The sequence below is a fragment of the Streptomyces sp. NPDC107546 genome (assembly GCF_055639175.1).
On record NZ_JBVKBA010000003.1, the window covers coordinates 246,709 to 273,262 of the forward strand.

Annotated in this window: 24 protein-coding genes and 1 pseudogene; 8 read left to right on the plus strand and 17 right to left on the minus strand. The window is 69.4% G+C overall.

Features of this window, described 5'->3' with window-relative positions:
• The 5 genes and pseudogenes from ACZ7L1_RS05965 to ACZ7L1_RS05985 form a co-directional block, all read right to left on the minus strand.
• Positions 1–454: pseudogene (locus ACZ7L1_RS05965) on the minus strand (collagen-like protein); the annotation flags it as partial.
• 432 nt (positions 455–886) lie between these two features.
• Positions 887–1,489: a dTDP-4-dehydrorhamnose 3,5-epimerase gene (gene rfbC / locus ACZ7L1_RS05970; protein ID WP_471434563.1), complete on the minus strand. Its 603-nt coding sequence runs from the start codon at positions 1,487–1,489 to the stop codon at positions 887–889.
• A gap of 193 nt (positions 1,490–1,682) precedes the next feature.
• Positions 1,683–1,880, minus strand: coding sequence for a hypothetical protein (locus ACZ7L1_RS05975; RefSeq protein WP_471434564.1), 198 nt, complete (start codon positions 1,878–1,880; stop codon positions 1,683–1,685).
• A gap of 86 nt (positions 1,881–1,966) precedes the next feature.
• A complete protein-coding gene (rfbA, locus tag ACZ7L1_RS05980; RefSeq protein ID WP_471434566.1) occupies positions 1,967–2,920 on the minus strand; it encodes a glucose-1-phosphate thymidylyltransferase RfbA in 954 nt (317 codons plus the stop codon).
• Between the two features lie 219 nt (positions 2,921–3,139).
• Positions 3,140–4,963 (minus strand): phosphoenolpyruvate carboxykinase (GTP), encoded by a 1,824-nt coding sequence (locus ACZ7L1_RS05985; protein WP_471434568.1) that lies wholly within the window; start codon positions 4,961–4,963, stop codon positions 3,140–3,142.
• 318 nt (positions 4,964–5,281) lie between these two features.
• Here ACZ7L1_RS05985 and trhA point away from each other — a divergent pair, with 318 nt between their 5' ends.
• Positions 5,282–5,995, plus strand: a complete 714-nt coding sequence (trhA, locus tag ACZ7L1_RS05990; protein WP_471434569.1) for a PAQR family membrane homeostasis protein TrhA — start codon at positions 5,282–5,284, stop codon at positions 5,993–5,995.
• A 55-nt stretch (positions 5,996–6,050) separates the two neighbouring features.
• Here trhA and ACZ7L1_RS05995 read toward each other — a convergent pair whose 3' ends face one another.
• Positions 6,051–6,965 carry a DUF6528 family protein gene (locus ACZ7L1_RS05995; protein WP_471434570.1) on the minus strand — a complete coding sequence of 305 codons (915 nt, stop codon included), beginning with the start codon at positions 6,963–6,965 and terminating at the stop codon, positions 6,051–6,053.
• A 322-nt stretch (positions 6,966–7,287) separates the two neighbouring features.
• On the opposite strand from ACZ7L1_RS05995, the gene ACZ7L1_RS06000 reads away from it, so the two are divergent.
• Both ACZ7L1_RS06000 and ACZ7L1_RS06005 read left to right on the plus strand, forming a co-directional pair.
• Positions 7,288–7,926, plus strand: a complete 639-nt coding sequence (locus tag ACZ7L1_RS06000; RefSeq protein ID WP_471434572.1) for a TetR/AcrR family transcriptional regulator — start codon at positions 7,288–7,290, stop codon at positions 7,924–7,926.
• 25 nt (positions 7,927–7,951) lie between these two features.
• Complete coding sequence (locus ACZ7L1_RS06005) at positions 7,952–8,683, plus strand: Mut7-C RNAse domain-containing protein (protein WP_471434574.1); 732 nt, start codon at positions 7,952–7,954, stop codon at positions 8,681–8,683.
• Here ACZ7L1_RS06005 and ACZ7L1_RS06010 read toward each other — a convergent pair.
• The 7 genes from ACZ7L1_RS06010 to mca form a co-directional block, all read right to left on the minus strand.
• Positions 8,680–11,103, minus strand: a complete 2,424-nt coding sequence (locus tag ACZ7L1_RS06010; RefSeq protein WP_471434576.1) for a galactose oxidase-like domain-containing protein — start codon at positions 11,101–11,103, stop codon at positions 8,680–8,682. The genes ACZ7L1_RS06005 and ACZ7L1_RS06010 overlap by 4 nt on opposite strands.
• Positions 11,100–12,302, minus strand: a complete 1,203-nt coding sequence (locus ACZ7L1_RS06015) for a glycosyltransferase (protein ID WP_471434578.1) — start codon at positions 12,300–12,302, stop codon at positions 11,100–11,102. The genes ACZ7L1_RS06010 and ACZ7L1_RS06015 overlap by 4 nt, the downstream gene beginning before the upstream one ends.
• Positions 12,299–13,942 (minus strand): ArnT family glycosyltransferase, encoded by a 1,644-nt coding sequence (locus ACZ7L1_RS06020; RefSeq protein WP_471434580.1) that lies wholly within the window; start codon positions 13,940–13,942, stop codon positions 12,299–12,301. Before ACZ7L1_RS06020 ends, ACZ7L1_RS06015 begins: the two co-directional genes overlap by 4 nt.
• A complete protein-coding gene (locus ACZ7L1_RS06025; protein ID WP_471434582.1) occupies positions 13,939–15,216 on the minus strand; it encodes a glycosyltransferase in 1,278 nt (425 codons plus the stop codon). The genes ACZ7L1_RS06020 and ACZ7L1_RS06025 overlap by 4 nt, the downstream gene beginning before the upstream one ends.
• 203 nt (positions 15,217–15,419) lie before the next feature.
• Complete coding sequence (locus ACZ7L1_RS06030; RefSeq protein WP_471434584.1) at positions 15,420–17,468, minus strand: thioredoxin domain-containing protein; 2,049 nt, start codon at positions 17,466–17,468, stop codon at positions 15,420–15,422.
• Positions 17,469–17,649: 181 nt separating this feature from the next.
• A complete protein-coding gene (locus ACZ7L1_RS06035; protein WP_471434586.1) occupies positions 17,650–17,919 on the minus strand; it encodes a hypothetical protein in 270 nt (89 codons plus the stop codon).
• Between the two features lie 6 nt (positions 17,920–17,925).
• Positions 17,926–18,804, minus strand: coding sequence for a mycothiol conjugate amidase Mca (gene mca, locus ACZ7L1_RS06040; RefSeq protein WP_471434588.1), 879 nt, complete (start codon positions 18,802–18,804; stop codon positions 17,926–17,928).
• 156 nt (positions 18,805–18,960) lie between these two features.
• On the opposite strand from mca, the gene ACZ7L1_RS06045 reads away from it, so the two are divergent.
• Together ACZ7L1_RS06045 and greA are read left to right on the plus strand one after the other, a co-directional pair.
• On the plus strand, positions 18,961–19,359 hold the full coding sequence (locus ACZ7L1_RS06045; RefSeq protein WP_471434590.1) for a DUF4307 domain-containing protein: 399 nt from the start codon (positions 18,961–18,963) through the stop codon (positions 19,357–19,359).
• A 166-nt stretch (positions 19,360–19,525) separates the two neighbouring features.
• On the plus strand, positions 19,526–20,023 hold the full coding sequence (gene greA, locus ACZ7L1_RS06050; RefSeq protein WP_471434591.1) for a transcription elongation factor GreA: 498 nt from the start codon (positions 19,526–19,528) through the stop codon (positions 20,021–20,023).
• A gap of 144 nt (positions 20,024–20,167) precedes the next feature.
• Here the strand turns inward: greA and ACZ7L1_RS06055 are convergent, their stop codons facing one another.
• The 3 genes from ACZ7L1_RS06055 to ilvA all read right to left on the minus strand — a co-directional run bounded on the left by ACZ7L1_RS06055 (position 20,168) and on the right by ilvA (position 23,476).
• Positions 20,168–21,019, minus strand: a complete 852-nt coding sequence (locus tag ACZ7L1_RS06055; protein ID WP_471434592.1) for an ABC transporter permease — start codon at positions 21,017–21,019, stop codon at positions 20,168–20,170.
• Positions 21,016–22,026 (minus strand): ATP-binding cassette domain-containing protein, encoded by a 1,011-nt coding sequence (locus tag ACZ7L1_RS06060; RefSeq protein ID WP_471434593.1) that lies wholly within the window; start codon positions 22,024–22,026, stop codon positions 21,016–21,018. Before ACZ7L1_RS06060 ends, ACZ7L1_RS06055 begins: the two co-directional genes overlap by 4 nt.
• A gap of 220 nt (positions 22,027–22,246) precedes the next feature.
• Positions 22,247–23,476 (minus strand): threonine ammonia-lyase, encoded by a 1,230-nt coding sequence (ilvA, locus tag ACZ7L1_RS06065; RefSeq protein ID WP_471434595.1) that lies wholly within the window; start codon positions 23,474–23,476, stop codon positions 22,247–22,249.
• A 164-nt stretch (positions 23,477–23,640) separates the two neighbouring features.
• Here ilvA and ACZ7L1_RS06070 point away from each other — a divergent pair, with 164 nt between their 5' ends.
• The 3 genes from ACZ7L1_RS06070 (at position 23,641) to ACZ7L1_RS06080 (ending at position 25,193) form a co-directional block, all read left to right on the plus strand.
• Positions 23,641–24,156: a MarR family winged helix-turn-helix transcriptional regulator gene (locus ACZ7L1_RS06070; RefSeq protein WP_200419428.1), complete on the plus strand. Its 516-nt coding sequence runs from the start codon at positions 23,641–23,643 to the stop codon at positions 24,154–24,156.
• Positions 24,157–24,352: 196 nt separating this feature from the next.
• Positions 24,353–24,856 (plus strand): sigma factor-like helix-turn-helix DNA-binding protein, encoded by a 504-nt coding sequence (locus ACZ7L1_RS06075; RefSeq protein ID WP_471434596.1) that lies wholly within the window; start codon positions 24,353–24,355, stop codon positions 24,854–24,856.
• A gap of 88 nt (positions 24,857–24,944) precedes the next feature.
• The gene (locus ACZ7L1_RS06080; protein ID WP_471434598.1) at positions 24,945–25,193 is read left to right on the plus strand and encodes a hypothetical protein; all 249 of its coding nucleotides are present in this window, start codon (positions 24,945–24,947) and stop codon (positions 25,191–25,193) included.
• A gap of 21 nt (positions 25,194–25,214) precedes the next feature.
• Here the strand turns inward: ACZ7L1_RS06080 and ACZ7L1_RS06085 are convergent, their stop codons facing one another.
• Entirely contained in the window at positions 25,215–26,369 is a 1,155-nt protein-coding gene (locus ACZ7L1_RS06085; RefSeq protein WP_200419015.1) for a cystathionine gamma-synthase, read from the minus strand.
• Positions 26,370–26,554 lie beyond the last annotated feature (185 nt).

Sequence of the window (26,554 nt, forward strand, 5' to 3'; positions counted from 1 at the left end):
CCTGAACACCAGCAGTGCCCTGCGTGCCCTGGTTGCCCTGGAAGCCCTGCGAGCCCTGAACACCAGCAGTGCCCTGCGTGCCCTGGTTGCCCTGGAAGCCCTGCGAGCCCTGAACACCAGCAGTGCCCTGCGTGCCCTGGTTGCCCTGGTTGCCCTGATTGCCCTGAGTCCCCTGGAAGCCCTGCGGGCCCTGGACTCCCGCACCGGTCGTGCCCTGGAAGCCCTGCGGCCCCTGGACGCCCGGCGTGCCCTGGAAGCCCTGCGAGCCCTGGACGCCCTGCGCCCCGGTCACGCCCTGCGACCCCTGGACGCCTGGTGTGCCCTGGACGCCGGGCTTGCCCTGGAAGCCCTGCGAGCCCTGGACGCCCTGGGCCCCCGTCACACCCTGCGACCCCTGGACGCCCGGCTTGCCCTGGAAGCCCTGCGAGCCCTGGACGCCCTGCGCCCCCGTCACACCCTGTGGCCCTTGAGGTCCCTGTGGCCCTTGAGGTCCCGGTTCTTGAATGGCTCTGTTCGCACCGGCCCGGTGGACCGCGTCGGCGATGGCCGCCGCGCTCGGCGCGATGTTGAGGACGACGGCAAGCGCACCCACCGAAACCATCGTGGCGGATTTCACGCGTGAACTTCGCATTGTTCTACGGCTCACTGAGAACCTTCCCTCGCGAAACTTGGGGTAGTGACCACACCGCAAGCGCACGCGCTGAGTGCGCCCACCCGTCCGTGGCCACGGGCAGAGTCATTGTTCACTTCCCGGGATGGGATGATTAAAAAAATGCCCATGGCATAGTCCAAGATCACCCGGGTGGCCTCAACGCCCTGCCCGCCAGGCAAGCCCACAGAGGGAATTACTGAACCGTGAATGGTGCACGGCACCGTGAATTCCGACTCAGCGGAACTCGGCCACAAGACTTCTGCGATACGCACCGCACGCCTCGAAGGAGGGCAGCAGACCCTGCCGCTCCGCCTCCTCCAGCGTGGGCGCCGCCGCGTCCTTCTCGGAGAGGCACGGCTGAAGGTCCTCGGGCCAGGCGATGCCCAGCGCCGGGTCGAGTGGATGGACCCCGAACTCCCGCTGCGGCGCGTACGCCTCCGAACACAGGTAGACGACCGTGGAGTTGTCCTCCAGCGCCATGAAGGCGTGCCCCAGCCCCTCCGAGAGGTAGACGCAGCGGTGCGTCGTGTCGTCCAGCCGAACCGCCTCCCATTTCCCGAAAGTGGGGGAGCCGGTGCGGATGTCGACCACCACGTCGAGGACGGCACCGCTGACGCACGTGACGTACTTGGCCTGACTCGGCGGAACGGACGCGTAGTGAATACCGCGAAGGGTTCCGCGAACCGAACGAGAGCAGTTGGCCTGTGCGAGGCGCAGCCCCTGGCCGACGGAACCGTGGAATCTCTCGCCCTTGAACCACTCGTGGAACCGGCCCCTGTTGTCGGTGAACACCGTGGGTGTGTCCACCCAGGCCCCTTCAATGCCCAGTGGTCGCACGCGATCGATTCCTTCCTGCTGCTGCTTCTGCCGAACATCACGTCCGTGTCTTCGGGATGTCGGACGTGCAGCTTTAGCCTCGTGATTTCAGGAAGCGACCGCTGCGATGACAGTGCCCCGGGCCGCTACTGATGGCCCGGGGCACGTCATGTCTCAGGAACGCCGGAAGAGGCGAACCAAGTCAGCGCCTGGACTACTTCTTCTGCTTCATGTCCTCCTTGCTGCTTTCGTGACGCTGCCCGCCTTTTTCTTTGTCGCAGTCGTCGTTGCCCTTGCCGCTCTTGTTGTGCTTGCCGTGCTCGTCCTCGCACTGCTCGTGGCCGTGGCCATTGCCGTGACCGTTGCCCGGGGTGACCGAGACGCTGGCCGTGGCCTTGTTGCTGCCCGGCACCGGATCAGGGTCGTTGCCCTGGACCACCGCGGTGTTCGCGACCAGTGGGTGAACTGGGAGATCCTCGCCGCTTCGGCGTGAAGCCGTCAGACAAAAGCCCCGGGCCCGATGCCCAACGGCTCTTCGCGACCGGATCCCGTCTCCGCACTGCCCCTTGGGGGCGCGACCAGGTGACGGGTGTCCTCGAGCAGCCCCATCAAATAGTGGCCGTATCCGCTCTTGAGGAGCGGCCGGGCCAGTTCCCGGAGCCGGTCGTCGTCGATCAGGCCGGCCCTCCAGACCGCCTCCTCGACACATCCCACCTTGAAACCCTGGCGTTCCTCGATCACCCGCACGAACTCCGACGCCTGAACCAGGGAGATGAAGGTCCCGGTGTCCAGCCACGCGGTGCCCCGGTCGAGCCGGGTGACATGCAGCGTCCCGGCCTCCAGGTAGACGCGGTTGAGATCCGTGATCTCCAACTCGCCCCTGGCGCTGGGCCGCAGACCGGCCGCGATCTCCACGACCTGGTTGTCGTAGAAGTACAGGCCGGGCACGGCGTACCGGGACTTGGGCCGGGCCGGCTTCTCCTCGATGGACAGCACGCGACCCCGCTCGTCGAACTCCACGACGCCGTACGCCGAGGGGGTGGCGACCTGGTAGGCGAACACCCTGCCGCCCTTCAGCTCGCCGTGGCGGGCCAGCCGTGTGCCGAGGCCGGTGCCGTGAAAGATGTTGTCGCCCAGGATCAGCGCGACCGGCTCGTCGCCGATGAAGTCGGCCCCCAGGACGAATGCGTGAGCGATGCCCTCCGGGCGTCCCTGCGCCAGGTATTCCAGCCTCAGGCCAAGTTGGCCTCCGTCGCCGAGCAGGCGGCGGAATTGGCACTGGTCTTCCGGGGTGGTGATGATCAGAATTTCCCGGACGCCGGCCATCACCAGCGTGGACAGTGGGTAATAGACCATCGGCTTGTCGAAGACCGGCAGCAGTTGTTTCGACACCGAACGGGTCAACGGCCACAGCCTCGAGCCGGTGCCCCCGGCCAGCAGAATTCCGCGCACGACAGCACCATAGGCGAATTGCCCACACCTGCACCCTTTTTCCGGCTGCGTGGCGCGTATGGGCGTAGGCCGTACGCCGCAGACCGGTCCGGGCCCGCACCGTACGCCGTTGTACGGTGCGGGCCCGGACCGGGAATGTGATGATGTCGTTCCCGCGGCCGACCGGGACGACGTCGCAGGTCAGGGCAAGTCGGGCCGGCCGCGGAACTCATGGGGGCGTCAGCCCAGGCGCTGCACCAGCGCGCGGTACTCGTCCCACAGCTCCTTCGGGGTGTGGTCGCCGAAGGTGTTGAGGTGCTCGGGGACCAGGGCGGCCTCCTCGCGCCAGACGTCCTTGTCGACCGTGAGCAGGAAGTCCAGGTCGGACTCGGACAGTTCGAGGCCGTTCGTGTCCAGGGCTCCCTTGGCCGGCAGGATGCCGATCGGCGTCTCGACGCCCTCGGCCTTGCCCTCGAGGCGCTCCACGATCCACTTCAGGACGCGGCTGTTCTCACCGAAGCCCGGCCAGACGAACTTGCCCTCGTCGTTCTTGCGGAACCAGTTGACGTAGTAGATCTTCGGCAGCTTGGACTGGTCCTTGTCCTTGGCGACCTCGATCCAGTGGGCCATGTAGTCGCCCATGTTGTAGCCGCAGAAGGGGAGCATCGCGAAGGGGTCACGGCGCAGCTCGCCGACCTTGCCCTCGGCCGCCGCAGTCTTCTCGGAGGCGACGTTCGCGCCGAGGAACACGCCGTGGTTCCAGTCGAAGGACTCCGTCACCAGCGGGACCGCGGTGGCGCGGCGGCCGCCGAACAGGATCGCCGAGATCGGCACGCCCTTCGGGTCCTCCCATTCCGGCGCGATGATCGGACACTGCGAAGCCGGGACCGTGAAGCGGGCGTTGGGGTGGGCGGCGGGGGTCTCGGACCGGGGCGTCCAGTCGTTGCCCTTCCAGTCGGTCAGGTGGGCGGGCGACTCCTCGGTCATGCCCTCCCACCAGATGTCGTTGTCGTCGGTCAGGGCGACGTTGGTGAAGACCGCGTTGCCCCACAGCGTCTTCATCGCGTTGGCGTTGGTGTGCTCGCCGGTGCCGGGCGCGACGCCGAAGAAGCCCGCCTCCGGGTTGATCGCGTACAGCCGGCCGTCCTCGCCGAACCGCATCCATGCGATGTCGTCGCCGATCGTCTCGACCGTCCAGCCGGAGATCGTCGGCTCCAGCATGGCGAGGTTCGTCTTGCCGCAGGCGCTCGGGAAGGCGGCGGCGACATACTTCGGCCGGCCCTGCGGCGGGGTCAGCTTGAGGATCAGCATGTGCTCGGCCAGCCAGCCCTCGTCACGCGCCATGACCGAGGCGATACGGAGCGCGTAGCACTTCTTGCCGAGCAGCGCGTTGCCGCCGTAGCCGGAGCCGTACGACCAGATCTCGCGGGACTCCGGGAAGTGCGAGATGTACTTGGTCGAGTTGCAGGGCCACGGCACGTCCTCCTGGCCGGGCTCCAGCGGGGCGCCCAGGGAGTGGACGGCCTTGACGAAGAACCCCTCGGAGCCGAGCTCGTCGAGGACCGCCTGGCCCATGCGCGTCATGGTGCGCATGGAGACCGCGACGTACGCGGAGTCCGTGATCTCCACGCCTATCGCGGAGAGCGGCGAGCCGAGCGGGCCCATGCAGAAGGGCACGACGTACATCGTCCGGCCGCGCATGGAGCCGCGGAACAGGCCCTTCTCGCCCTGGAAGATCTCCCGCATCTCCGCGGGCGCCTTCCAGTGGTTCGTCGGACCCGCGTCCCCCTCCTTCTCGGAGCAGATGAACGTCCGGTCCTCGACCCGGGCCACATCCGTCGGGTCGGAGGCGGCGTAGTACGAGTTCGGGCGCTTGATCGGGTCGAGCTTCTTGAAGGTGCCCTTGCGGACGAGCTCATCGCACAAGCGCTCGTATTCGGCCTCGGATCCGTCACACCAGACCACGCTGTCCGGCTGCGTCAGTTCGGCGATCTCGTTGACCCACGAGATCAGGTCCTTGTGCTCAGTGGGGACGGTTGAGGGAGCCGCGATGTCGCGCGCCACGATCGCTCCTAGATGAGGGATTTTGTGTTGATTGCCCCGTGGGGGCCGCGACCCGGATGCTTCGTAGCCGCTCATCCGGTGCCGACCGCACTCATTTGATCATCCGACGAGATTGCGCATCTGTCCAGAGGACGTCACACCTGAGCGGAGTGGGGATCGCCACACGTCGCCGCGATTCTTTGCGTGCACGTAGAGTTCGACAGAAGGTTTTTTTGTGCGGCGGCCGTACCCGCACAGGCCGGACGGGCCGGGTGATATCGGTCGCACTCGGTCGCACTCTGATCCACAACTTACGGTTCCGTAGGTACCATGCCGCGCATGACTTCGTCCGTCCCCGACGCGCCCACGGACTCGCCGGCAGCCGGCCGTGGTCCCGTAGCGCTCTCCTTGCCCCACCCGGTGAAGCCGAAGCTCCGCGGCTGGCTGCACCTGGGCATGTTCCCGGCCGTACTCGTCGCGGGCCTCGTCCTCACGGCCCTCGCGCACTCCACGCGCGGCAGAATCGCCTGCGGCATCTACGCGCTGACCGCCTGTCTGCTCTTCGGCGTGAGCGCGCTCTACCACCGCGGCAACTGGAGCCCGCGCATGGACGGCGTGCTGCGCCGGCTCGACCACGCGAACATCTTCCTGATCATCGCGGGCACCTACACCCCACTGACCCTGCTGCTCCTGCCGGGCACGAAGGGGCGGTGGCTGTTGTGGGGGATCTGGGCCGCCGCGGCGGCAGGCATAGCCTTCCGGGTCTTCTGGGTCGGCGCCCCACGCTGGCTCTACACGCCCTGCTACATCGCGATGGGATGGGCGGCGGTCTTCTTCCTTCCCGACTTCATGCGGACTGGCGGGATCGCCGTCCTTGTGCTTGTCATCGTCGGTGGACTGCTCTACAGCGCCGGGGGCGTGATCTACGGGATGAAGCGGCCGAACCCGTCACCGCGCTGGTTCGGCTTCCACGAGGTCTTCCACTCTTTTACTCTCGCCGCCTTTGTCGTGCACTACGTGTGCATCTCGCTCGTGGCGTACCAGCACGCGTAGCTGATCAGAGCGCGTCCCTCATGGCCACGGCTTCCAAAGCCGTGGCCATATCCGTTCAAAGCCACCATCGCGCTTTGTACACGCTTGTGCCGATCAATGCGTCCTGCCGGTTCGGATCCACGAAGTCGACACGCGAACTGCACCAGCTGCAGGAGGTCCGATCGTCAGGGCTGACCAGGATGACCTGGCCTGTCGCGGGATGCTGGCTGATGCTCTTGACGTGGGCCTTGTCGATGCCGCCGGGTGCGGTGGCGCGAACGAACTTTCCGCTGGTCAGGGAGACCCGGTAGACATGGCGGCGCGTGGTCACCCAACGGTCGTCGGGGGCGCCGACGACCGGAGCGAGATCGTGGCCGTCCTCGTCGGGCAGGGCAAGCCGACGTTGCAGGGTGAGGCCGGGTGCGGCCCTGGTCCCGTCGACGGAGAGTGCCTGCAGCTCCGAGGCGCCGAGCGCCCACAGCAGACGCTGCCCTGCGTCCCAGGAGACGGCGTGGGCCCCGGGCAGAGGGTGCTGCACGTAGTGGCTGGAGCGTGGGCCCTGGGACGATGTGTAAAGACGGATGTACCCGCCCGAGCTGGCGGCCACGGCGACATTGCCGTCCGGCAGCATTTCCAGACTGTGGAGATTGCTCGATCCGGGGACATTCGTCGCCCAGTAAGCGGATCCCCGACCACGGTCGAAGGCGACGGCCATACCGCCCGAGGCGCAGGTCAGGAGCAGCGTTCCGGTCGGCGTCTCGACTTGCTTCGCCTCGCTCACATTGATCCAGCTCCTGGACGGGAGCAGGTCGGCCAGCTCTGCGTCCGATGCGGGAGACCAGGCCCAAAGCGCGGTCAGATCCAGTCGACGTTCACGTTGGGCCCTGAGGATTCCGGCTTCCGTGAGGATTACGGACTGTGATTGCTGATCGCAGAGGAGGATCAACTGACGGTCGGTGATCGGGCGGGGAAGGGCCTGTGCGGCGGCCATGGGTTCACCAGCATGAACAACCGCCGCAGCCGAAGCACCTGCGCGCAAGAAGCGCCGCCGCGTCAGGCCGGGGCCCCTGGAAACGTGTGTGGCGCACAGTGCCGGATTTCTCACCGTGACAGAGTTACCAGTCGAGGCTCGGGTCGTTGGGTGACGCGCCATGAGCGCACCCGGCCCCGGGAACAGTCACACCAACACACTGCGCCCACACTCTCGAAGCCCGCGCGGGCCTGCGGCCGGAGTTCCTACCGCCGCACGGGGCGGGCCGCGGGCAACCCCGGCCATGGTCGCCCCCCGGGGCGGATGCCGGAGAATGACCGTCATGACGGCCGCACGTTCCCCCTACTCCCCCGCCGACCGCCCCCGACTCGGACTGCGGGAGAGGAAGAAGATCAAGACCCGTGAAGCGATCCGTGCCGCGACGTACGCGCTGATCAGAGAGCAGGGGTACGACGCCACGACGATCGAGCAGATCGCCGACCGGGCCGAGGTGTCGCCGTCCACCGTCTTCCGTTACTTCCCGACCAAGGAGGACATCGTCCTCACGGACGAGTACGACCCCCTGCTGCTGGAGGAGTTGCGCGCACGGCCCGAGGACGAGCCGTGGATGGACTCCATCCGGTACGTGACGGGCAAGGCCCTCGACCTCAGCGAGCAGGAGGACCCCGAGGTGCTCCGGCTGCGGGCGCACCTCGGGGTAAAGGTCCCCGCTGTCCGCTCCCGGTACTTCGAGAGCATGTCCAAGACCGGGCGTCTGCTCCGCCAGGCCCTCGGGGAGCGCACCGGCCGCGACCCGGAAAACCTTGAAGTGCGCGTCTGCGCCATGGCCCTCATCGGCGGCATGATGGAGGTCTCCATGTACTGGGCGGAGAACGGCTTCGAGGGCGAGCTCCGTGACCTGATGGACCGGGCGCTGGACGTCATGGAACACGGACTCGAGCGGAAACCCGAAGGCTCCTGAGCGGCCCGCGTGCCATCCTGACCAGGTGAACGGACCCGAGATCCACATCGAGTTCGCCCCCGAGCTGGGGCTCTTCGTTCCGCACGCGCGGCGCGGGCGTCCCACGCAGGTCGTCACCGACGGGGCGTCCACGCTCGGTCATGTCGTCGAGTCGCTCGGTGTGCCGCTGACCGAGGTCGGGGCGCTCGTCGTGGACGGCCACGCCGTGGCCGCGTCCCACGTGCCGGCCGCCGGGGAGACCATCGAGGTGCGCCCGGTGGAGCGCCCCCAGCGGGTGCCCGGCGCTCCGCTCCGCTTCCTCCTCGACGTCCACCTCGGCACCCTGGCCCGCCGGCTGCGGCTGCTCGGCGTGGACGCGGCGTACGAGTCCACAGACATCGGGGACCCGGCGCTCGCGGCCCGGTCCGCCGCCGAGCGCCGGGTGATGCTCAGCCGTGACCGGGGGCTGCTGCGCCGCCGCGAGCTGTGGGCGGGCGCGTTCGTCTACAGCACCCGGCCCGAGGAGCAACTGCGCGACGTGCTCGACCGGTTCGCGCCCGAGCTGCGGCCCTGGACGCGCTGTACGGCCTGCAACGGCCTGCTCCGCGACGCCACCAAGGAAGAGGTCGCCGACCAGCTCGAACACGGCACGCGCAGGACGTACGACGTCTTCGCCCGCTGCCTCGACTGCGGCCGCGCGTACTGGAAGGGCGCGCACCACGACCAGCTGGAGGCGATCGTGGAGCGCGCCCTCGCACAGGGGGCGAGCCCGGGCTAACGCCTCTTCACGTCACCCATGGAGCACGCCACCCCGTCCCCGTTCGGGTCGAGGCCCAGCGGGTCGTCCTTGCCGTTGACCTTCAGACGGTCGTAGTCGTTCGCATTCAGCCAGGCGCAGCGGGCGGCCGTCGTCTTCTTCACCTGAGGCGGGAAGACCGTCGGCACGCACACGTTGACCGAGCCGTAGTGCCGGTCGCAGCCGGAGATCGTCGGGCTGACCTGCTGCGAGGTGCGCTTGCGGCCCGCACTCGTCGTCCTGCCCTCCAGGGAGTCGGCGAAGGAGTGGACGTGGGCTGTGGCGGTGTCCGCGCTCAGGGCCGCCGGGCCCTGCAGGTGGATCCACTGAGCCACGGAAGGGACGCCGTTCGCGTCGACCGCGAAGAGCATGTACCAGCCGGGCGGGGCCAGGTCGGGGTTGCTCGTCACGTTCAGGTCGACGTTGTTGCCGTCCACCGACAGCGGCAGGTCCACGAACCGCTGGTTCGGGTCCGAGGAGTGGGTGACCGCCGCGGGCCGGATCAGCTCCGCCTTCGCGATGGGCCGGTCGACCGTGATGCGCTGCGTGGTGCCGTACGTCCACTCGTTGGTGATCACCGAGGTGATCGTCGGGCGGGTGCCCTTGAACAGGTACGGCGGGGAGTAGATCGACACGTTGTGGTTCCACGTGCCGTTGCCCGGGTTGTCGCCGGTCGCCATGATGCGGCCGTCCGGCAGCAGGAACGCGGAGGAGTGGTAGCCGCGGGACTCGGGGTCGGCGGCCACCGGGTCGAACGTGGAGGTGTTCGGGTCGAAGATCGACGACTCGTAGACCGGGTTGGCCCGGTTGTGCAGGGCGCCGCCCGTCTCCAGCACCTTGCCGTCGGGCATCAGGACCGCCGAGACGTACATCTTGCCCTGGTTGCCGGTCTCCGCGACCTTGCCGCCTCCGAGGTCGACGGTGCCCTGCGGCAGCGGCGGCCCGGCGACGTAGGACGGGTTGGCCTGCTTGAGGTCGATGATGTCCGTCAGGCGGTTCGCGTCCGGGTTGGAGTCGATGTTGCCGCCGCCGATGGTGAGGACCTTCTGGTCCTGCGCCGGGGGCAGCAGCACGCTCGCCGACTGGTCGCGCTCGTCCTTGTTCTGCAGGCCGGGGATCTGCGTGACGGTGTTGGCGTTGTAGTCGTAGATCGCCGAGCCGGTGCCCGGGATGTTGTTGCCGAAGACGTGGCTGCCCGAGTAGAAGAGGCGGCCGTCCTGCATCAGGATCATCGACGGGTACAGGCCCCAGTACGACCAGGTCTGGTTGACCTTCCACAGCGGCAGCCACTGCTGGTCCTTGTCCGACCAGTACTCGGTGGTCACCGAGCCCGTGGAGTCCTCGCGCAGCCCGCCGAAGGAGATCACGTCGCCGTTGCCGAGCTCGGTCGCCGACGGGTACCAGTGGCCGTCGTTGAGGTCGTTCGTCCTGGAGTACGTCTCCGTCTTCGGGTCGAAGATGTAGGAGTCCTTGAACCCCTCGTAGCCGTGCCCGCCCGGCACGGGGTACGCCTTGTTGCCGCTGAGCACCAGCACGCGCCCGTCCTGGAGCTGGATGTGCCCGGCGCAGAACATGTCCTTCGGGGTGGGGATCACCTTGTACGAGCCGCTTGCCGGGTCGTAGACCGCGCTGGTGAACGAGCCCGCCGCGAAGTTCTCCTCGCTGTTGCCGGAGCCGGCGATCAGCAGCACCTTGCCGTTGTTGAGGACGACGGAGTGCATGGAGCGGACCGGGTTCTGGGTGGGCAGGACCCGCCAGCTGCCGTTCGCGCACTGGTCCGCCGTGCCCGTGCACTGCGCGGGCGGCAGCGGGTCGGCGACCTGCTCCATCGTGTAGTCGTCGGTGGTGACGGACCCGGTGCCGTACACCGACACACCCCAGGTGATCAGGTCGGTGCCGTCCGGGACCGCCGGGGTGCGCACGCTCGCCCGGGCCCAGGCGGAGCTCATGTCGAGCGTCTTGAGGTCGGTCCAGTACTGCCAGCCCGCGGTCCTGTCGTGCCGGAAGAGGGTGACCGAGGTGTCCGGGGTCGTCGACTTGTACCAGAGCGACAGGTCGTACTGCTTGCCCGGCGTGACCACCGGCGCGCAGCTCGCGGACTCGGTGATGAGCGCCTTGCGGTCGCCGCTCACGTGGCGCGTCAGCTCCACCTTCATGGCCTTGCCGCCGGTGTGGGCGTCGCTGGTGGTGGCGAGGGCGAAGTCGTTGTCGCCCCAGCCGGACTTCTCCCAGCAGTACGGCATCCCGTCGGTTCCGGCGGTCTCGAAACCGGGGTTCTTGACGAGGTTGGCGGCGGACGCGGGCTGTGGCGAGGTCAGGAGCAGGCCCGCGGTCAGGCCGGTCACGGCGAGCAGGGCGGTTCTGCGTCTGCGGGATATGCGGAGTCTGCGGACGGTTCTCATACGGCTCTCCTTGCTGTGCGGCCCCCGCCCCCGGGGGCGCGGTCCCGGCGTGGGAGATAGACCAGCGCCTCGGTCCCCACGAAGCGCAGGACGAAGGTCAGGACCAGCGCGAGCGCGGTGGCGGGCAGCACGCCCACGCCGAACGTGCCGACCAGCAGCGCGATCAGCGGGATGCGCAGTACCAGGTCCGCGTTTGCCAGGAGCGCGAATCTGCCCGCCCGGTCCCACCAGCGGCGATGCCGGCGCCGCTCGCGGAACAGCAGTTGCTCGATGAGCAGGAAGTTCCAGGCGACACCGAGCTGGTTGGCGAGGATCTCCGCCGGCAGGTAGTGCATTCCGAGCCTGGTCAGCACCCACAGGCCGATCAGGTTCGGTACGAAACCGGACGCGCCGATCAGCCCGAAGGACACCATGCGCGCCAGCGGGGAGGCGGTGCGCAGCCCCACCAGGTGGCGCAGGAAGCGGAGGCCCTCCTGCGCGGTCGACTTGGACTGCCCCGCGAACCGCTCCTGGAAGACGAACGGCACCTCGGTGACCTCACGTGGCCTGCTGCGCACGGCGAGTTCCAGCAGGATCTTGTAGCCGAGCGGCTGGAGGATCTCGGCGGTGACCGCGCTGCGGCGGATGGCGAAGAAACCGCTCATCGGGTCGCTGATGCCGCGCAGCCTGCGCGGGAACAGCGTTTTGGTCAGCCAGGTCGCGCCGCGGGAGACGGCGATCCGGTAGCCGCCCGCGAGGCCGGCGCGGCTGCCGCCCTTGATGTAGCGGGAGGCGACGACCAGCCCGGCGTTCGTGCGCTCTCCGGTGCCGATCAGCTCCGGGACCAGGGAGGGCGGGTGCTGGAGGTCGCCGTCCATGACGACGATCCAGTCGGAGCCGGCCGCCTTCAGTCCCTCGACGACGGCCCCGCCGAGCCCGCCGACCGGCTCGTCCCGGTGCAGCAGGGTGACCGGGAACGGGCAGTCCTGCGCCTCGCGGACGATGACGTCGGGGGTGTCGTCGGTGGAGTCGTCGACGAAGAGGACCTCGCAGGGCAGGCGGGAGGGCACCGACTCGGTGATCCGGTGCAGCAGTTCGCGGATGTTCCCCGACTCGTTGAAGGTCGGGACGACGATGGTGACGGCACCCGGCTCGGGTGGCTCGACGGCCCGTACGGCCGGATCGCCGAGTGCGCCGGGGACGGTGGATTCCTGGCTCATCGGCCGCCTCCCGTCGACTGGTCGATCCGGCGGATCTCGATCCGATCCGGCCCGGTGCCGAAGGTGGCCGCGGGCGTGGAGTGCTGCAGAGCGGCCCTGACGTTGGGCAGGTTGACCGCGTCGCGCCGCACCGTCGGGGAGGCGACCACGTAGTCGAGGTCACGCCAGCCGCGCGGCATCGTCTTGGTCACCGCCGGGTCGAGGTCGGCCTTGTAGAACCAGATGGCGCCGAGGCCGGGCCGGTACCCGGCGTGCACCAGGTCGAGCCAGAGGGCGTCGTCGACGAGGACCCGGGTGTCCTTCGGGTCGCTCACCTGGCTGCCGAGCCAGTGCGAGGCGGCCCGGTAGGGGGCGTTGGCGTCGGCGGTGACGGCGGTGCGGTCCCCGTCGTACCAGCGGGGCACGACGTACGCCCCGGCGGCAGCCACGAGCAGCGCCGCCACGGCGTACCGCGCCCAGGTGACGTACGACTTCTCCGGCCCACCGCGCCAGCGGTGCAGTACGAGGTGGACGACGCTCGCGGCGGCGCCCGCCAGGACCAGGGCGAGGAACGGCAGCGCCTGGATGACGTACATCGCGGGCAGGTAGCCGCTCGGCCGCATCGCGACCAGGGTGAGGACGGCGACGGCGAGCGCGGGTCCGGCCAGCGCCCGCGCGGTGACCGACCAGCGCCAGGTGATCAGGATCAGCAGCGCCCCGGCGAGACCGCCGAGCGGCAGGACACGGTCGTAGTAGAGCCAGGAGTGCAGGGCGCCGTAGGACCCGGAGCCGGGGTCGAGGATGAATCCGGAACCGGCCCGGCTCATCTGGTAGCGGATGCCGTCCCACAGGGAGACATGGCCGGCGCCCGGCAGCAACTCGCCCTTGAGCAGGGCGAAGAGGGGGTACGACAGCCCGATGAGGGCGCACGCCGTGATCGCGCCGGTGAGGGCGAACTTCCGGGTGTCGCGGTGGCTGTGGCGCCACATGGTGAGGAAGACGGCGGGCAGGACGACGAGCATCGTCTCCTTGGTCAGGACGCCCGCGGCGGCGGCGAGGCCCGCGCCGAAGTGGTGCCAGAGGTGGCGGCTCGGGGACGCGGCAAGGGTGAACGCGAGCAGCGTCCACATCACCGCGATGTTGTCGAGGAAGATCTCCCGCTGGAGGACGACCGACAGCGGGGAGAGCCCGAAGAGGGCCATGGCCAGTCCTGATGCCCACATCGGCAGCTTCAGGCGTCGGGCGAGGACGTAGACGAGGACCGCGCTCACCGCGCTGACCAGCAGCATCGCGACCCGCATCGAGCCGACCGTCATCAGGCCGGCGTCGAGGTGGGCGGGGATCCAGGTGAGCAGGGCGATCTGCACCCAGCCGAGCGGCGGGTGGTCGTACCAGTAGGTGTAGTGGGCGAGGCCGTGGCCGTTCTGCACGGCCCATGCCTGGGCGAGATAGGTGCCCTCGTCGTCGCTGAGGGTCGGGTAGTCGGCGATGTTCCAGCCCTGCACCGTCAGGATCGCCGCGAGGAGCACGCCGCACAGGATCAGATCGGGACGAGAGCCGCGGAAGCGGAACGCCGGACGGGGGACGGGGACGGTTTCAGGGACGGGTGTGCCCTGCGCGGGGACCTTCGTCTCGGTCGCCGCGGGAAGAGTGGAGGTCACGCAGCAACGTCCTCTCGGGACTCGCGGATCACGCCGGCGGTGGCCAGGTGGGCGCCGACGTGGCTGGTCAGCTCCCAGTCGTTGCGTCCGCGCTGTTCACGCCAGACGGCGCGGATCGCGGCGCCGGCGAGGAGCACCTGGTAGAAGGGGCCGCCCACGACGAGCTTCACGTAGTGGACGAAGCGCACGCGCAGCCCGTACTGCTTGCCGAAGTCGTGCAGTCCGACGACCTCGAAGACGAAGGTGACCGCGGCGGTCACGAGCGGCAGGAAGGTGAGGAAGGCGACGCCGACCGGAACGTCCAGGAAGAGGGCGATCGCGGCGTTGAGCGGGATGATGACGCTGGAGAACGCCTGCAGGAACGGCGTCATCAGGGTGTAGCGGGCGAGCAGCCGCTGTCCGAAGCCGGGCAGTTGCTTCCAGTCGTTCTTGCGGTAGACCTGCAGGAAGCCCTGGTTCCAGCGGGTGCGCTGCTTGAGCAGCGACATCAGCGAGCCGGGGGTCTCCTCCCGGGTCACCATGTCGGAGTCGTAGGCGACGACGACCTTCTTGCCGATGCTGGAGAGCCTGACGCCCAGGTCGCAGTCCTCCGCGAGACAGTTGGGGTCCCAGCCGTCCGCTTCCCTGAGCACGTCGGTCCGGACGAAGACCGTGTTGCCGCCGAGCGGGATGAACCCCTTCTGCGCGTGCAGGTGCAGTCGGGATCGGAACCAGAAGAAGTACTCCAGGCAGTTGCGCAGGCTGTACCAGCTCGAGTGGAAGTTGATCAGCTGCACCCCGCCCTGGACGACGTCCGCGCCCGTGGTGCGGAACGCGTGGTCGACGTGGGCGAGCAGCTCCGGGTGGACCTGGTCCTCGGCGTCGAAGACCCCGACGACGTCGCCGCGGCAGTGCGGCAGCGCCGTGTTCATGGCCTTCGGCTTGTTCTTCTTCTCATGGTGGTCGACGACGACGCGGACCCGTGCGTCCCGGGCCGCGGCCCTGCGGGCGACCTCGGTGGTCTCCGGGTCGTCGTGTCCCACGATGACGATGATCTCGAAGTCGGTGTGCGTGGACTCCAGCAACCGCTGGATCGTGTGGTCCAGCACGGCCTGCTCGTGTCTCGCGGGCAGCAGCAGCGAGAACGACACATGCTCGGCACCGTCCGGACTGCTGAACCGGGTGGAGGCGAGCACCTCGGGCGTACGCCACGCGTGCATCTGCCACCACAGAGTGAAGGCCGCCATCCAGAACAAGGCCAGCGAGACGACGGCAATGAAGACAGACGTCAGCAAAAAGATCCCCCCAGATCCCCAAACCCCCTGTCGCGACAGTGCGTTACTTCTGTCGCGCCACCATGGAGAGATTAGGAGGGAACTGTGAAGCCTGAGAGCTCTTCAGATAAATAGCTTGTTTCGGAACGGCCAGTTCCTTACGGGGATCTATCCGAACACCTGCTCAATCCGGCCATCTGGAACTAACCGTTCCATGATGCGGTTCAGCCGCTCAGCGCCGTGCGGAGCCGGTCCGGGTCGGTGGTCGGGGCATCACACGTGAAGTTACGGCAGACGTACGCGGTCGGTTCATCATCGACCAGAATCCGGTCAACCAGGAGCGGCAGCTCATCACTCTCCGGGGTACCGATGGCCACGACCGCGCCGGGTGCCGTGCCCAGAAGCGCCGTGCGGTGCAGGGCCCTGGTGGCGGGGTCGTCGAGCGCCGGGCCGACGATCGCGACCTCGCGCGGCCCGTCGAGGAGCGCCTCGGCGACCGCGAGCCCCCAGCCGATGAAGCGCGGCACCCGCGGCCCGAGCGCCTTGACGACACCCAACGCCCGCTCCGCGGCGGCACGGTGGGGCTCCGAACCGGTCTGGGCGGCGTACGACAACAGCGCGCCCGCGGCGGCGGTCCAGCCCGACGGGGTGGCGTTGTCCGTGGGGTCCTGGGGGCGGCGGATGAGCTTCTCGGCGTCCGAGGCGGTGTCGTAGAGCGTGCCGCTGTCGTCGGTGAACCGCGTGACCACGTGGTCGAGCAGAAACCCGGCGAACTCCAGCCACACGCCCTCACCGGTGACGGAGGCGAGCGCCAGGAAACCCTCGGCTACGTCCGCGTAGTCCTCCAGCACGCCCGCGTTCGCGCCCACCCGGCCGTCCTTCGACGTACGGGCCAGACGGGCGTGCTCGTCCAGGTGCAGCCGTACGAGCAGGTCGGCGGCGCCGAGCGCGGCGTCCACGAGGTCGGGGCGGTCGAAGTACGCGCCGGTCTCGGCGAGCGCGGTGATCGCGAGGCCGTTCCAGGCGGCGACCACCTTGTCGTCACGGCCGGGGGCGGGGCGCTCGGCCCGCTTCCCGAAGAGGCGGCGCCGGATCGACTCGATCCGCTCGGCGTCGAACACGCCTTCCTGCTGAGGGAGTTGCAGGACGGAGGAACCGTGCTCGAAGGTGCCCTCCTCGGTCACTCCGAAGTACTGCGCGGCGAGTTCGGCGTCGTCGGCGCCGAGGACCTCCCTCAGCTGCTCCGGCGTCCACACGTAGTACGCGCCCTCGACGTGCCGGCCCGTGCCGTCGTCGCTGTCCGCGTCCAGCGCGGAGGCGAACCCGCCCTCGGCGGTGCGCAGTTCCCGCACCATGAAGTCGGCGGTCTCCAGGGCGACCCGGCGGGCGAGGTCCGAGCCGGTGGCCCGCCACAGGTGCGCGTAGACGCGGCACAGCAGCGCGTTGTCGTAGAGCATCTTCTCGAAGTGCGGAACCACCCAGTCCCGGTCGACGGAATAGCGGGCGAAGCCGCCGCCGAGCTGGTCGTAGATGCCGCCTCGGGCCATGCGCTCACAGGTGTCCTGCGCCATCTGCAGGGCGCCCTCGGAGCCGGTGCGGGCGTGGTGGCGCAGCAGGAACTCGATCACCATGGACGGCGGGAACTTGGGTGCCCCGCCGAAGCCGCCCCGCTGCGCGTCGTACTCACGGGTGAGTCCGAGGAGCGCCTGGGCGAGCTCCTCCTCGCCGGGCGCCCGGGTGTCGCCGTAGCTGATCTCCCGCTGGGCGAGGTCCCGAGCGATCTTCCCGGCGACCTCGGTCACCTCGTCCCGCCGATCGGCCCAGGCCTGCCGGACGCCTTCGAGGACCTGCCGGAAGGAGGGCATGCCGTGGCGGGGGGCGGGCGGGAAGTAGGTGCCGAAGTAGAAGGGTTCGGCGTCGGGGGTGAGGAAGACCGTCATGGGCCAGCCGCCGTGGCCGGTCGCGGCCTGGACGGCCTCCATGTAGACGGCGTCGACGTCGGGGCGTTCTTCGCGGTCGACCTTGACGCTGACGAAGTGCTCTTTCATGTAGGCGGCTGTCGCGTCGTCCTCGAAGGACTCGTGAGCCATGACATGACACCAGTGGCAACTGGAGTAACCGACGCTGAGCAGCACCGGCACACCCCGTTCACGGGCCTCGTCGAAGGCCTCGTCCGACCAGGGCCACCAGTCGACGGGGTTGTCGGCGTGCTGAAGCAGATACGGGGACGTCTCATGGGCCAGTCGGTTCACCGTTCCACTCTCCCACGGCATCGAGCACGGCGGAGAACAGCGGTTTGACCGGGCGCGCCCCACGGGGGGCGTCCTCGCGTGTGGGCGCTTTTCGGCCACACGGTGGTGTCGCCCGGCGGTGCCGAATCGGCCGAAACCGTTCACGGCACCGCGGCGTGCGAACTCATCCGGGGAGAGAGGAGCCGGGGACGAGCGGAAGCCGTCAGCCCTGCTGAGTCTTGGGCGTGCTCTCGGCCGTCGCCGGGCCCGAGACCTTCTTCCCGGCTTCCTCACTAGAGGCGTCGGCGTCCTCCTCGAAGGACACCTTGCCCATGTGCTTGTTCATGGACTTCATCAGTCCCCACACGGCCAGTGCCATCACCGCGAAGACGATGAAGCCGAGGACACCGGGGGTGACCTTGTTCTCGTCGACCTCGGCCAGCGGCACCAGGTGCGTCACAGCCAGGCTCACGCTTGCGCTCATGTCAGGCATTGTCCCTCAGGGCCGGCGGACGCCTGCAAAGAGGTCGTCCTCCGGGAGCGAGGTGTCCACGAGCGACTTCGCAAGCTCGTACTCCTCCGTCGGCCAGACCTCCTTCTGCAGCTCCAGCGGGACCCGGAACCAGCCGCCGTCGGGGTCGATCTGCGTGCGGTGCGCGATCAGCGCCTTGTCGCGGATCTCGAAGAAGTCGGCGCACGGGACGTGGGTGGTCAGGGTGCGCTCGGCGCGGTTGAACTCGTCCCACCGCTTGAGCCACTCCCCGTACGGCGACTCCAGCCCGCGGTCCAGCAGCGCCTTGTGCAGGGCCTCGGTGCGGGGACGGTTGAAGCCCTGGTTGTAGTACAGCTTCAGCGGCTGCCAGGCGGGGCCGAACTCCGCCTCCGGGTACTTCTCGGTGTCCGCCGCGCCCTCGAACGCCACCATCGAGATCTTGTGCGTCATGATGTGGTCGGGGTGCGGGTAGCCGCCGTTCTCGTCGTAGGTGGTGATCACCTGGGGACGGAAGGAGCGGATCTTCCTCACCAACTCGCCGGCCGCCTTGTCGACGTCCTCCAGGGCGAAGCAGCCCTCCGGCAGCGGGGGCAGCGGGTCACCCTCGGGCAGACCCGAGTCGACGAAGCCGAGCCACTCCTGCTTGACGCCGAGGATCTCGCGGGCCTCGTCCATCTCCTTCTTGCGTACCTCGTGGATGTGCTCCTCGATGTACTTGTCGCCCTGCAGCTTCGGGTTGAGGATGGAGCCGCGCTCCCCGCCCGTGCAGGTGACCACTAGCACGTCCACCCCCTCGGACACGTACTTCGCCATGGTGGCCGCGCCCTTGCTCGACTCGTCGTCGGGGTGGGCGTGCACGGCCATCAGTCGCAGTTGGTCAGTCAAGACTCGATCCTCGGTCAGTCGGCAGGTCGGCGCCCGGTGTGATGGGGCGCGATGGGCGGCTTCTATAGTGACCGAATCGGAGGGTGAAAAATTCCGGGCCCGGTCCGCGGAGGTCCTTTTCGGGACATCCGTCCCGGACCGGCCGAGAGGACGATCATGACCACGGTGAGCACGCGGCCGCCCCAGGACCGCTACGGGCGCTCCTCGGACGAGCGCGCCGACCACACGCTCAAGATCGTCGGCAGTGTGCTGGGAGCGGCGCTGCTCGTGCTCGTCGGCTGGTTCGCGTACCACTATGTCGGCCAGAGCAAGATCAGCGGCCAGGTCATCACGTTCGAGACCTCTCAGGACACGGTCAAGGCCCACCTGGAGGTACGCAAGGACGCCGACGCCACCGGCTACTGCACCCTGCGGTCCCAGTCGGCGGACGGTACCGAGGTGGGCCGCGCCGACTTCCGATTCGGCGGGCACGCCACGCAGATCGACAGGGTCGTCACGCTGCGCACCACCGCGCCGGGGACGACGGCGGAGCTGCTGGGCTGTCACGCCGACTGACGTCACCCGTGTCGCAGCCTCTGACCTGCGTTGACGTATCTCTGATGGCTTATGTCCTCCCCCTTTCGCCGGTGAATTGTTAGGCTCGTGGTTTCGCCCACCCGTGGAGGAACATGCTTCTGGGTAGGGCGATGCTTTGTATTCCAAGTACCGACGAGGAGCACCTGTGACCCAGACCAGCGAGAACGTCACCTGGCTGACCCAGGAGGCGTACAACCAGCTCAAGGCCGAGCTGGAGTACCTTTCTGGTCCTGCGCGCACGGAAATCGCCGCCAAGATCGCGGCCGCGCGCGAGGAGGGCGACCTGCGTGAGAACGGCGGGTACCACGCGGCCAAGGAGGAGCAGGGCAAGCAGGAGCTCCGTGTGCGCCAGCTGACCCAGCTCCTGGAGAACGCCAAGGTCGGCGAGGCTCCGGCGGCCGAGGGCGTGGTGGCACCGGGCATGGTCGTCACGATCGCCTTCGACGGTGACGAGGACGACACCGTGACCTTCCTGCTGGCCTCGCGCGAGTACGCGAGCAGCGACATCGAGACCTACTCGCCGCAGTCCCCGCTGGGCACGGGCGTGAACGGCAAGAAGGTCGGCGAGGACGCCGAGTACGAGCTGCCGAACGGCAAGAAGGCCATGGTGCGGATCCTCAAGGCCGAGCCCTACCAGGGCTGAGCCTTCTCCCGACACTTCGCGGCCCCTGGGCGCTTTGGGCGCGCCCCGGGGCCTCGTCGTGTCCGGGGGCCTGTCGTGCCCGGGGCCTTTGTCTCGCCGGGGGCCGGTGGCCTCTGGCCGAGCCGCCGGAGGCCACCGTGGTGGTCATGCCGTCGCGGAGCGGTATTTGCGGACCGCCAGGGTCCTGAATACCGCGATGATCACGACCGACCAGATCAGCGAGGCCCACACGGGGTGCTGCATGGGCCAGGCGTCGGGCGTACGGAAACCCGGGGGAAGGTTGCCGAACATTTCGCGGCACGCCTGCACGGTCGCGCTGAACGGGTTCCACTCCGCGATGTGCCGCAGGAACGACGGCATCTGGTTGGCGTCCACGAACGCGTTCGAGATGAAGGTCAGCGGGAACAGCCAGATCAGGCCGCCCGAGGTCGCCGCTTCAGGAGTACGCACGGACAGGCCGATGAGCGCGCCGATCCACGAGAACGCGTAGCCGAGCAGCAGGAGCAGGCCGAATCCGGCGAGCACCTTGCCGAGGTTCTCGTGCGTGCGCCAGCCGACGATCAGGGCCACGACCGCCAGGACGACGAGGGTGAGCGCCGTCTGCACCAGGTCGGCGATGGTGCGGCCGGTCAGCACCGCACCCCGTGCCATCGGCAGGGACCGGAAGCGGTCGATGAGGCCCTTGTGCATGTCGTCGGCGATGCCCGCGCCCGCGCCCGCCGTCGCGAACGTGACGGTCTGGGCGAAGATGCCGGCCATCAGGAACTCGCGGTAGACCTGGGTGGTGTTGGACGAGCCGACCTGGATCGAGCCGCCGAACACATAGGTGAACAGCACCACGAACATGATCGGTTGGATCAGCCCGAAGATGAGCATCTCGGGAATCCGGCCCATGCGAATCAAGTTCCGCTGGGCGACGACCAGTGAGTCGCGGACGGACTGGACGACGGGGTTGGCGGGCGCCGCGACGGGCACGGCGTCGGTTCCGGCACTCACTTGGCGGTCTCCTTGGTGCGCTTGCGGGCCTTGGGTTCCTCGGCCGCGCCGTTCTCCTCGGGTTTCTCCTCGGCGGCGTGGCCGGTCAGGGACAGGAAGACGTCGTCGAGGGTGGGGCGGCGCAGTCCTATGTCGTCCATCTCGATGCCGCGGCTGTCCAGCTCGCGGATGATCTCGGCCAGCAGCTTGGCGCCGCCGGTGACCGGGACCGTGAGCTTGCGGGTGTGCTCCTCGACCGAGGCGTCGCCCTTGCCGAAGCGGCTCAGCACCTCGGCGGCGGTGGCGATGTGCTCGCGCTCGTGCACCACGACCTCGACGCGCTCACCGCCCGTACGGGCCTTGAGCTGGTCAGAGGTGCCGCGGGCGATGACTCGGCCCTGGTCGACGACGGCGATGTCGTGTGCCAGGTGGTCGGCCTCTTCGAGGTACTGGGTGGTCAGCAGCAGCGTCGTGCCGTCGGAGACGAGCTGTTTGATGACCTCCCACAGCTGCTGGCGGTTGCGTGGGTCGAGGCCGGTCGTGGGCTCGTCCATGAACATCACGGGCGGCCGGACCACCAGGGCGGCGGCGAGGTCGAGGCGGCGGCGCATACCGCCGGAGTACGTCTTGGTGGGACGGTCGGCGGCGTCCGTGAGGTGGAACTGCTCCAGCAGCTCGGTCGCGCGCTGCTTCGCCGCCTTGCCGCGCATCTGGTAGAGCCGGCCCACCATCTGGAGGTTCTCGCGGCCGGTCAGGTACTCGTCGACCGCGGCGAACTGCCCGGACAGGCCCACCGAGCGGCGCACCGCGTCCGGGTCCTTGAGCACGTCGATGCCCGCTACGAGCGCCCTGCCGCTGTCGGGGCGCAGCAGGGTGGTCAGGCAGCGGACCGTGGTGGTCTTGCCCGCGCCGTTGGGCCCGAGGAGGCCGAGCACGGTGCCCTGCGGGACGTCGAGGTCGACACCGTCCAGAGCTCTTACGTCGCCGAAGGTCTTCACCAGGCCTTCGGCATGGATGGCGCCTGGCATATGAGTTCTCCACGTCGTCGGAAAAAACGGCGAGCCGCCGGGGACAGGGGTATGGCAAAGTACGCGCAAAACGCGATGAGGGCGAGACCCGTCACAAAGTGACGGGGCACCAGGTGATGCGAGACACACCATAACGCGATGTATCGCGTCTCTCAACGGTTTTTCGCCGACTGCTCCCGGCACGCCCCCGACCTCAGCCGATGAGGGTGCAGCCCGACACTCAGCCGATGACGGTGTAGCCCGCCTCCCGCAGCGCGTGCCCGACCTCCGCGCAGTGCTCCGGGCCCTTCGTCTCCAGGTGCAGCTCGACCTCTGCCTCCGTGAGCCCGAGCCGGGGGTCGGTTCGCACGTGGCTCACGTCGAGGACGTTGGCGTCCACCAGCGACAGCACCCCGAGGAGCGTGGCCAGGGCGCCCGGGCGGTCGGTCAGCCGCAGCCGTACGGCCAGGTAACGGCCCTGCGCGGCCATGCCGTGCCGCAGGATGCGCTGCAGCAGCACCGGGTCGACATTGCCGCCGGACAGCACCGCGACCACCGGGCCCTCGAAGGCGCCCGGATCGCTCAGCAGCGCCGCGACGGGGCTCGCGCCGGCCGGCTCGACGACCAGCTTGGCCCGCTCCATGCACAGCAGCACCGCGGCGGACAGCGCGTCCTCGGACACCGTCCGGACCTCGTCGACCAACTCGCGGACGATACGGAACGGCACGTCACCGGGCCGCCCCACCCTGATGCCGTCGGCCATGGTCGCCGCGCTCTCGACCGACACCGGCCGCCCGGCCGCGAGTGAGGGCGGGTACGCGGCCGAGCCCTCCGCCTGCACGCCCACCACCGTCACGTCCGGCCGAAGCGCCTTCACCACGGTCGCGACGCCCGCGATCAGCCCGCCGCCGCCGGTGCCGACGACGATCGTGCGCACATCGGGGCACTGCTCCAGGATCTCCAGGCCCACCGTGCCCTGACCCGCGATGATGTCCGGGTGGTCGAACGGGTGGATGAACACCGCGCCCGTCTTTGCCGCGTACTCCTGCGCGGCGGCCAGCGTCTCGTCCACCACCTGGCCGTGCAGCCGTACGTCCGCGCCGTACTCGCGGGTCGCGCTGATCTTCGGCAGCGGGGCGCCCTTCGGCATGAACACCGTGGAGCGCACACCGAGCAGCGCGGAGGCGAGGGCCACGCCCTGCGCGTGGTTGCCCGCGCTCGCGGCGACGACCCCCGCGGCACGCTCCTCGGGCAGCAGCCCCGCGATGCGCACGTACGCGCCGCGCAGCTTGAACGACCCGGTCCGCTGGAGGTTCTCGCACTTCAGGTGCACCGGGGCGCCGACCAGCTGGGACAGGTGCCTGCTGCCCTCCATGGCGGTGACACGTGCGACCCCCGAGAGCATCTTCTGGGCGCCCCGGACGTCATCCGGCGTCACCGTCGGCAAGGAGTCGGCCGTGCTGTAGTTCATGACCACCAGTCTCGCAGTTCACGCCCGTCCACAACGGGTGTGACCAAGGCTCGGAACGGGTTTGCACAGCCCTGGTACGTCCTGCGCTCCGGCCGCGTACCCTGTCCCCCAACCCAGCTCCCCACGCACGAAGTGAGCCCCCGGCGATGCCCACAACACCTGAGATGTCGATGGACATGACCGACATGAGCACTGTCGGTGACACCGGTCTTCTGGACACGCTGCAGCACGAGGTCGCGGTGTTCGCGCGCCGTGCCGAGCAGACGCGGCTCGGCGGGGTCGGGCAGGTGCGCAACTCCATGGACCGCGCCGCGTACCTGCTGCTCAACCGTCTGGACAAGGAAGGCCCCATGGGTGTCAAGGCGCTCGCCGCCAGCATGGGCATCGACTCCTCGACGGTCACCCGGCAGGTCGCCCCGCTGGTCGACACCGGTCTCGTCAAGCGCACCTCGCACCCGGAGGACGGACGCGCGGTGGTGCTCCAGCTCTCCCCGCGCGGGCTGTCCCGGCTCGAGGAGGTACGTTCCTCCAGGCGCCAGCTCATGGCCGAACTGACGCACGACTGGGCGCCGGAGGAGCGCGAGACGTTCACCGCGCTCCTGACCCGCTTCAATGTCGCGCTCTCCGCCCGGCAGGGCACGCAGGGTGTCGCGGGACCGGAGTCCCAGCCGGCGTCCTGAGCCCCGCACGCGTACGCCGTGACGCCGACACACGCGCGTGCGGGTGCTCCAAGGCTCTTGACCCGGGGGGCGCCGCCGGTCTCCTATGAGAGCGGGTCCCTGTCGTCCGTACGCCGTCCGGTGTGCCGCACGCCCTCGACGCCGTACGTACTCGACGGGTCCTGCCCCTCACGGTCACCCACAGGCGGGAGGCGCGGTGCGAGAACGGCATGCGTCCCACGACGCCCGCCGGGCCCGGGAGTTCCAGGCGTTCGTCGCGGGCGCCGCCGGGCGGCTGCTGCACGCCGCGACCCTGCTCACCGCGGAGGCCCCCGACGACAACCCGCGCGCCCGGCGGCTGCTGACGCTGGCCCTCGCCCAGACGTACGCCTCCTGGGACCGGCTGCGCGGCGAGGACCCCTACGCCCGGGCACGCCAGCACCTGGCCACCCGCTTCGCGCGCGAGGCGTGGCACCAGTACGGGGCGCTCGGCCGGCACCGGCCGGCGCCGGGCAGCCCGCTGGTGAACCTCTCTCCCCAGGAACGGCTGATCCTCGTCCTGAGGATGTACGAGGGGGTCGCCGAGGAACAGACGGCGGCGCTGCTCGGCCTGCCCGCCGAGCGGGTTCGGGCCATCTGCGCCCGGGCGATGGCGACACTGCTGCATCCCCCGGCAAGGACGGCAGCGGCGATGCCGGCACCGGAGGTGGCGCCGTCGTGACCGTGCCGTACGCGGACATGGGCGGCCCCCGGCCCGCCGCGCCCCCAGGGACCGCCCTCCCCGGGCCGTACGCCCAAGGAGGTGCCCGGTGAACGTGTCCGAACGGGAGGCGACCGTGCGGCGGATGCTGGAGCGGACACCGCCTCCGGTGCCGCCGGACCTGTACGGCAACGTGGTGCGGCGCGGCAGCCGTCTGCTGCGCCGGCGCACGGTGGCCCTCCGTGTGCTGTGGCTGGCCCTGGTGGCCGCGGTGCTCGCCTTCACCGTGTGGGCGTCGGTCGCCCGCCCCTGGGTGGAGCCGCCGTCGACGACGACTCCACCGATCAGCGACTGGTGAGGTCGAGGGTGAGGCGGTGCCTCAGCCGAGGGCCTGCTTCAGGTCCTCCAGGAGGTCGTCGACGTTCTCGATGCCCACGGAGAGACGGACCAGGTCGGCGGGGACCTCGAGGGCCGAGCCGGCCGCCGACGCGTGCGTCATGCGCCCCGGGTGCTCGATCAGGGACTCCACACCGCCCAGGGACTCGCCGAGCGTGAACACCTTGGCCCGGTTGCAGACCTCGACGGCCGCCTCCTCGCCGCCCTCGACCCGGAACGACACCATGCCGCCGAACGCCTTCATCTGCTTCGCCGCGACCTCGTGCCCGGGGTGCTCAGGCAGGCCCGGGTACAGGACGCGCTTCACGCGCGGGTGCCCGCTGAGCATGTCTGCGACCTTGGTGGCGTTCTCACTGTGCCGGTCCATCCGCACGGCGAGCGTCTTCGTGCCGCGCAGCACCAGCCAGGAGTCGAACGGGCCGGCGACCGCGCCCATCGCGTTCTGGTGGTATGCCAGCTGCTCGCCCAGCTCCTGGTCGTTCACGATCAGTGCCCCACCGACGACGTCCGAGTGGCCGCCCATGTACTTGGTCAGGGAGTGCACGACGACGTCCGCGCCGAGCGCGAGCGGCTGCTGGAGGTAGGGGGTCGCGAACGTGTTGTCGACGACGAGTCGGGCGCCCGCGTCACGGGCGATCTGAGCGACGGCGGCGATGTCGGTGATGCCGAGCAGCGGGTTGGAGGGGGTCTCCACCCACACGACCTTCGTCCTCGGGGTGAGGGCGGCCCGCACGGCGGCCGGGTCGCTGGTGTCGGCCACCGACCACTCCACACCCCAGCGGGAGACGACCTTGGCGAACAGGCGGAACGTACCGCCGTACGCGTCGTTCGGGATCACCACGTGGTCACCGGGGGCGAGCAGCGTACGCAGCAGGCAGTCCTCGGCCGCCAGTCCGGACGCGAACGCGAGGCCTCGCCGGCCGCCCTCGAGGGCGGCGAGGTTCTCCTCCAGGGCGGTGCGGGTGGGGTTGGCGCTGCGGCTGTACTCGTAGCCGCCGCGCAGCCCGCCGACGCCGTCCTGCTTGTAGGTGGAGACCTGGTAGATCGGCGGGACGACCGCGCCCGTGAGGGGGTCGGCCGTGTTCCCCGCGTGAATCGCGAGGGTCTCGAAGTGCTGACTGATGTGCCTGTCGCTCATGGGTTCCGAGGGTAGTGCGCCCGCGGCCGGGACGCGGGATCGCGAGGCCGGGCGCCCCGGAACGGGGCCGCCGCGGCTGGGAACGGGGGCGCCCCGGCTGCGAACGGGGCCGCCGCACCCGGGAGACGGGCCCGGGCGGCGGGGTTTTCCACAGGCGGGGCGACCAGAATGGCCAAGTGTCGGAC

Coding starts and splice junctions, on each gene's coding strand:
- trhA (WP_471434569.1), top strand. CDS start 5,282: ATGACTTCGTCCGTCCCCGACGCGCCCACGGACTCGCCGGCAGCCGGC.
- ACZ7L1_RS05995 (WP_471434570.1), bottom strand. CDS start 6,965: ATGGCCGCCGCACAGGCCCTTCCCCGCCCGATCACCGACCGTCAGTTG.
- ACZ7L1_RS06000 (WP_471434572.1), top strand. CDS start 7,288: ATGACGGCCGCACGTTCCCCCTACTCCCCCGCCGACCGCCCCCGACTC.
- ACZ7L1_RS06010 (WP_471434576.1), bottom strand. CDS start 11,103: ATGAGAACCGTCCGCAGACTCCGCATATCCCGCAGACGCAGAACCGCC.
- ACZ7L1_RS06015 (WP_471434578.1), bottom strand. CDS start 12,302: ATGAGCCAGGAATCCACCGTCCCCGGCGCACTCGGCGATCCGGCCGTA.
- ACZ7L1_RS06030 (WP_471434584.1), bottom strand. CDS start 17,468: ATGCCGTGGGAGAGTGGAACGGTGAACCGACTGGCCCATGAGACGTCC.
- ACZ7L1_RS06035 (WP_471434586.1), bottom strand. CDS start 17,919: ATGCCTGACATGAGCGCAAGCGTGAGCCTGGCTGTGACGCACCTGGTG.
- ACZ7L1_RS06045 (WP_471434590.1), top strand. CDS start 18,961: ATGACCACGGTGAGCACGCGGCCGCCCCAGGACCGCTACGGGCGCTCC.
- ACZ7L1_RS06060 (WP_471434593.1), bottom strand. CDS start 22,026: ATGCCAGGCGCCATCCATGCCGAAGGCCTGGTGAAGACCTTCGGCGAC.
- ilvA (WP_471434595.1), bottom strand. CDS start 23,476: ATGAACTACAGCACGGCCGACTCCTTGCCGACGGTGACGCCGGATGAC.
- ACZ7L1_RS06070 (WP_200419428.1), top strand. CDS start 23,641: ATGTCGATGGACATGACCGACATGAGCACTGTCGGTGACACCGGTCTT.
- ACZ7L1_RS06085 (WP_200419015.1), bottom strand. CDS start 26,369: ATGAGCGACAGGCACATCAGTCAGCACTTCGAGACCCTCGCGATTCAC.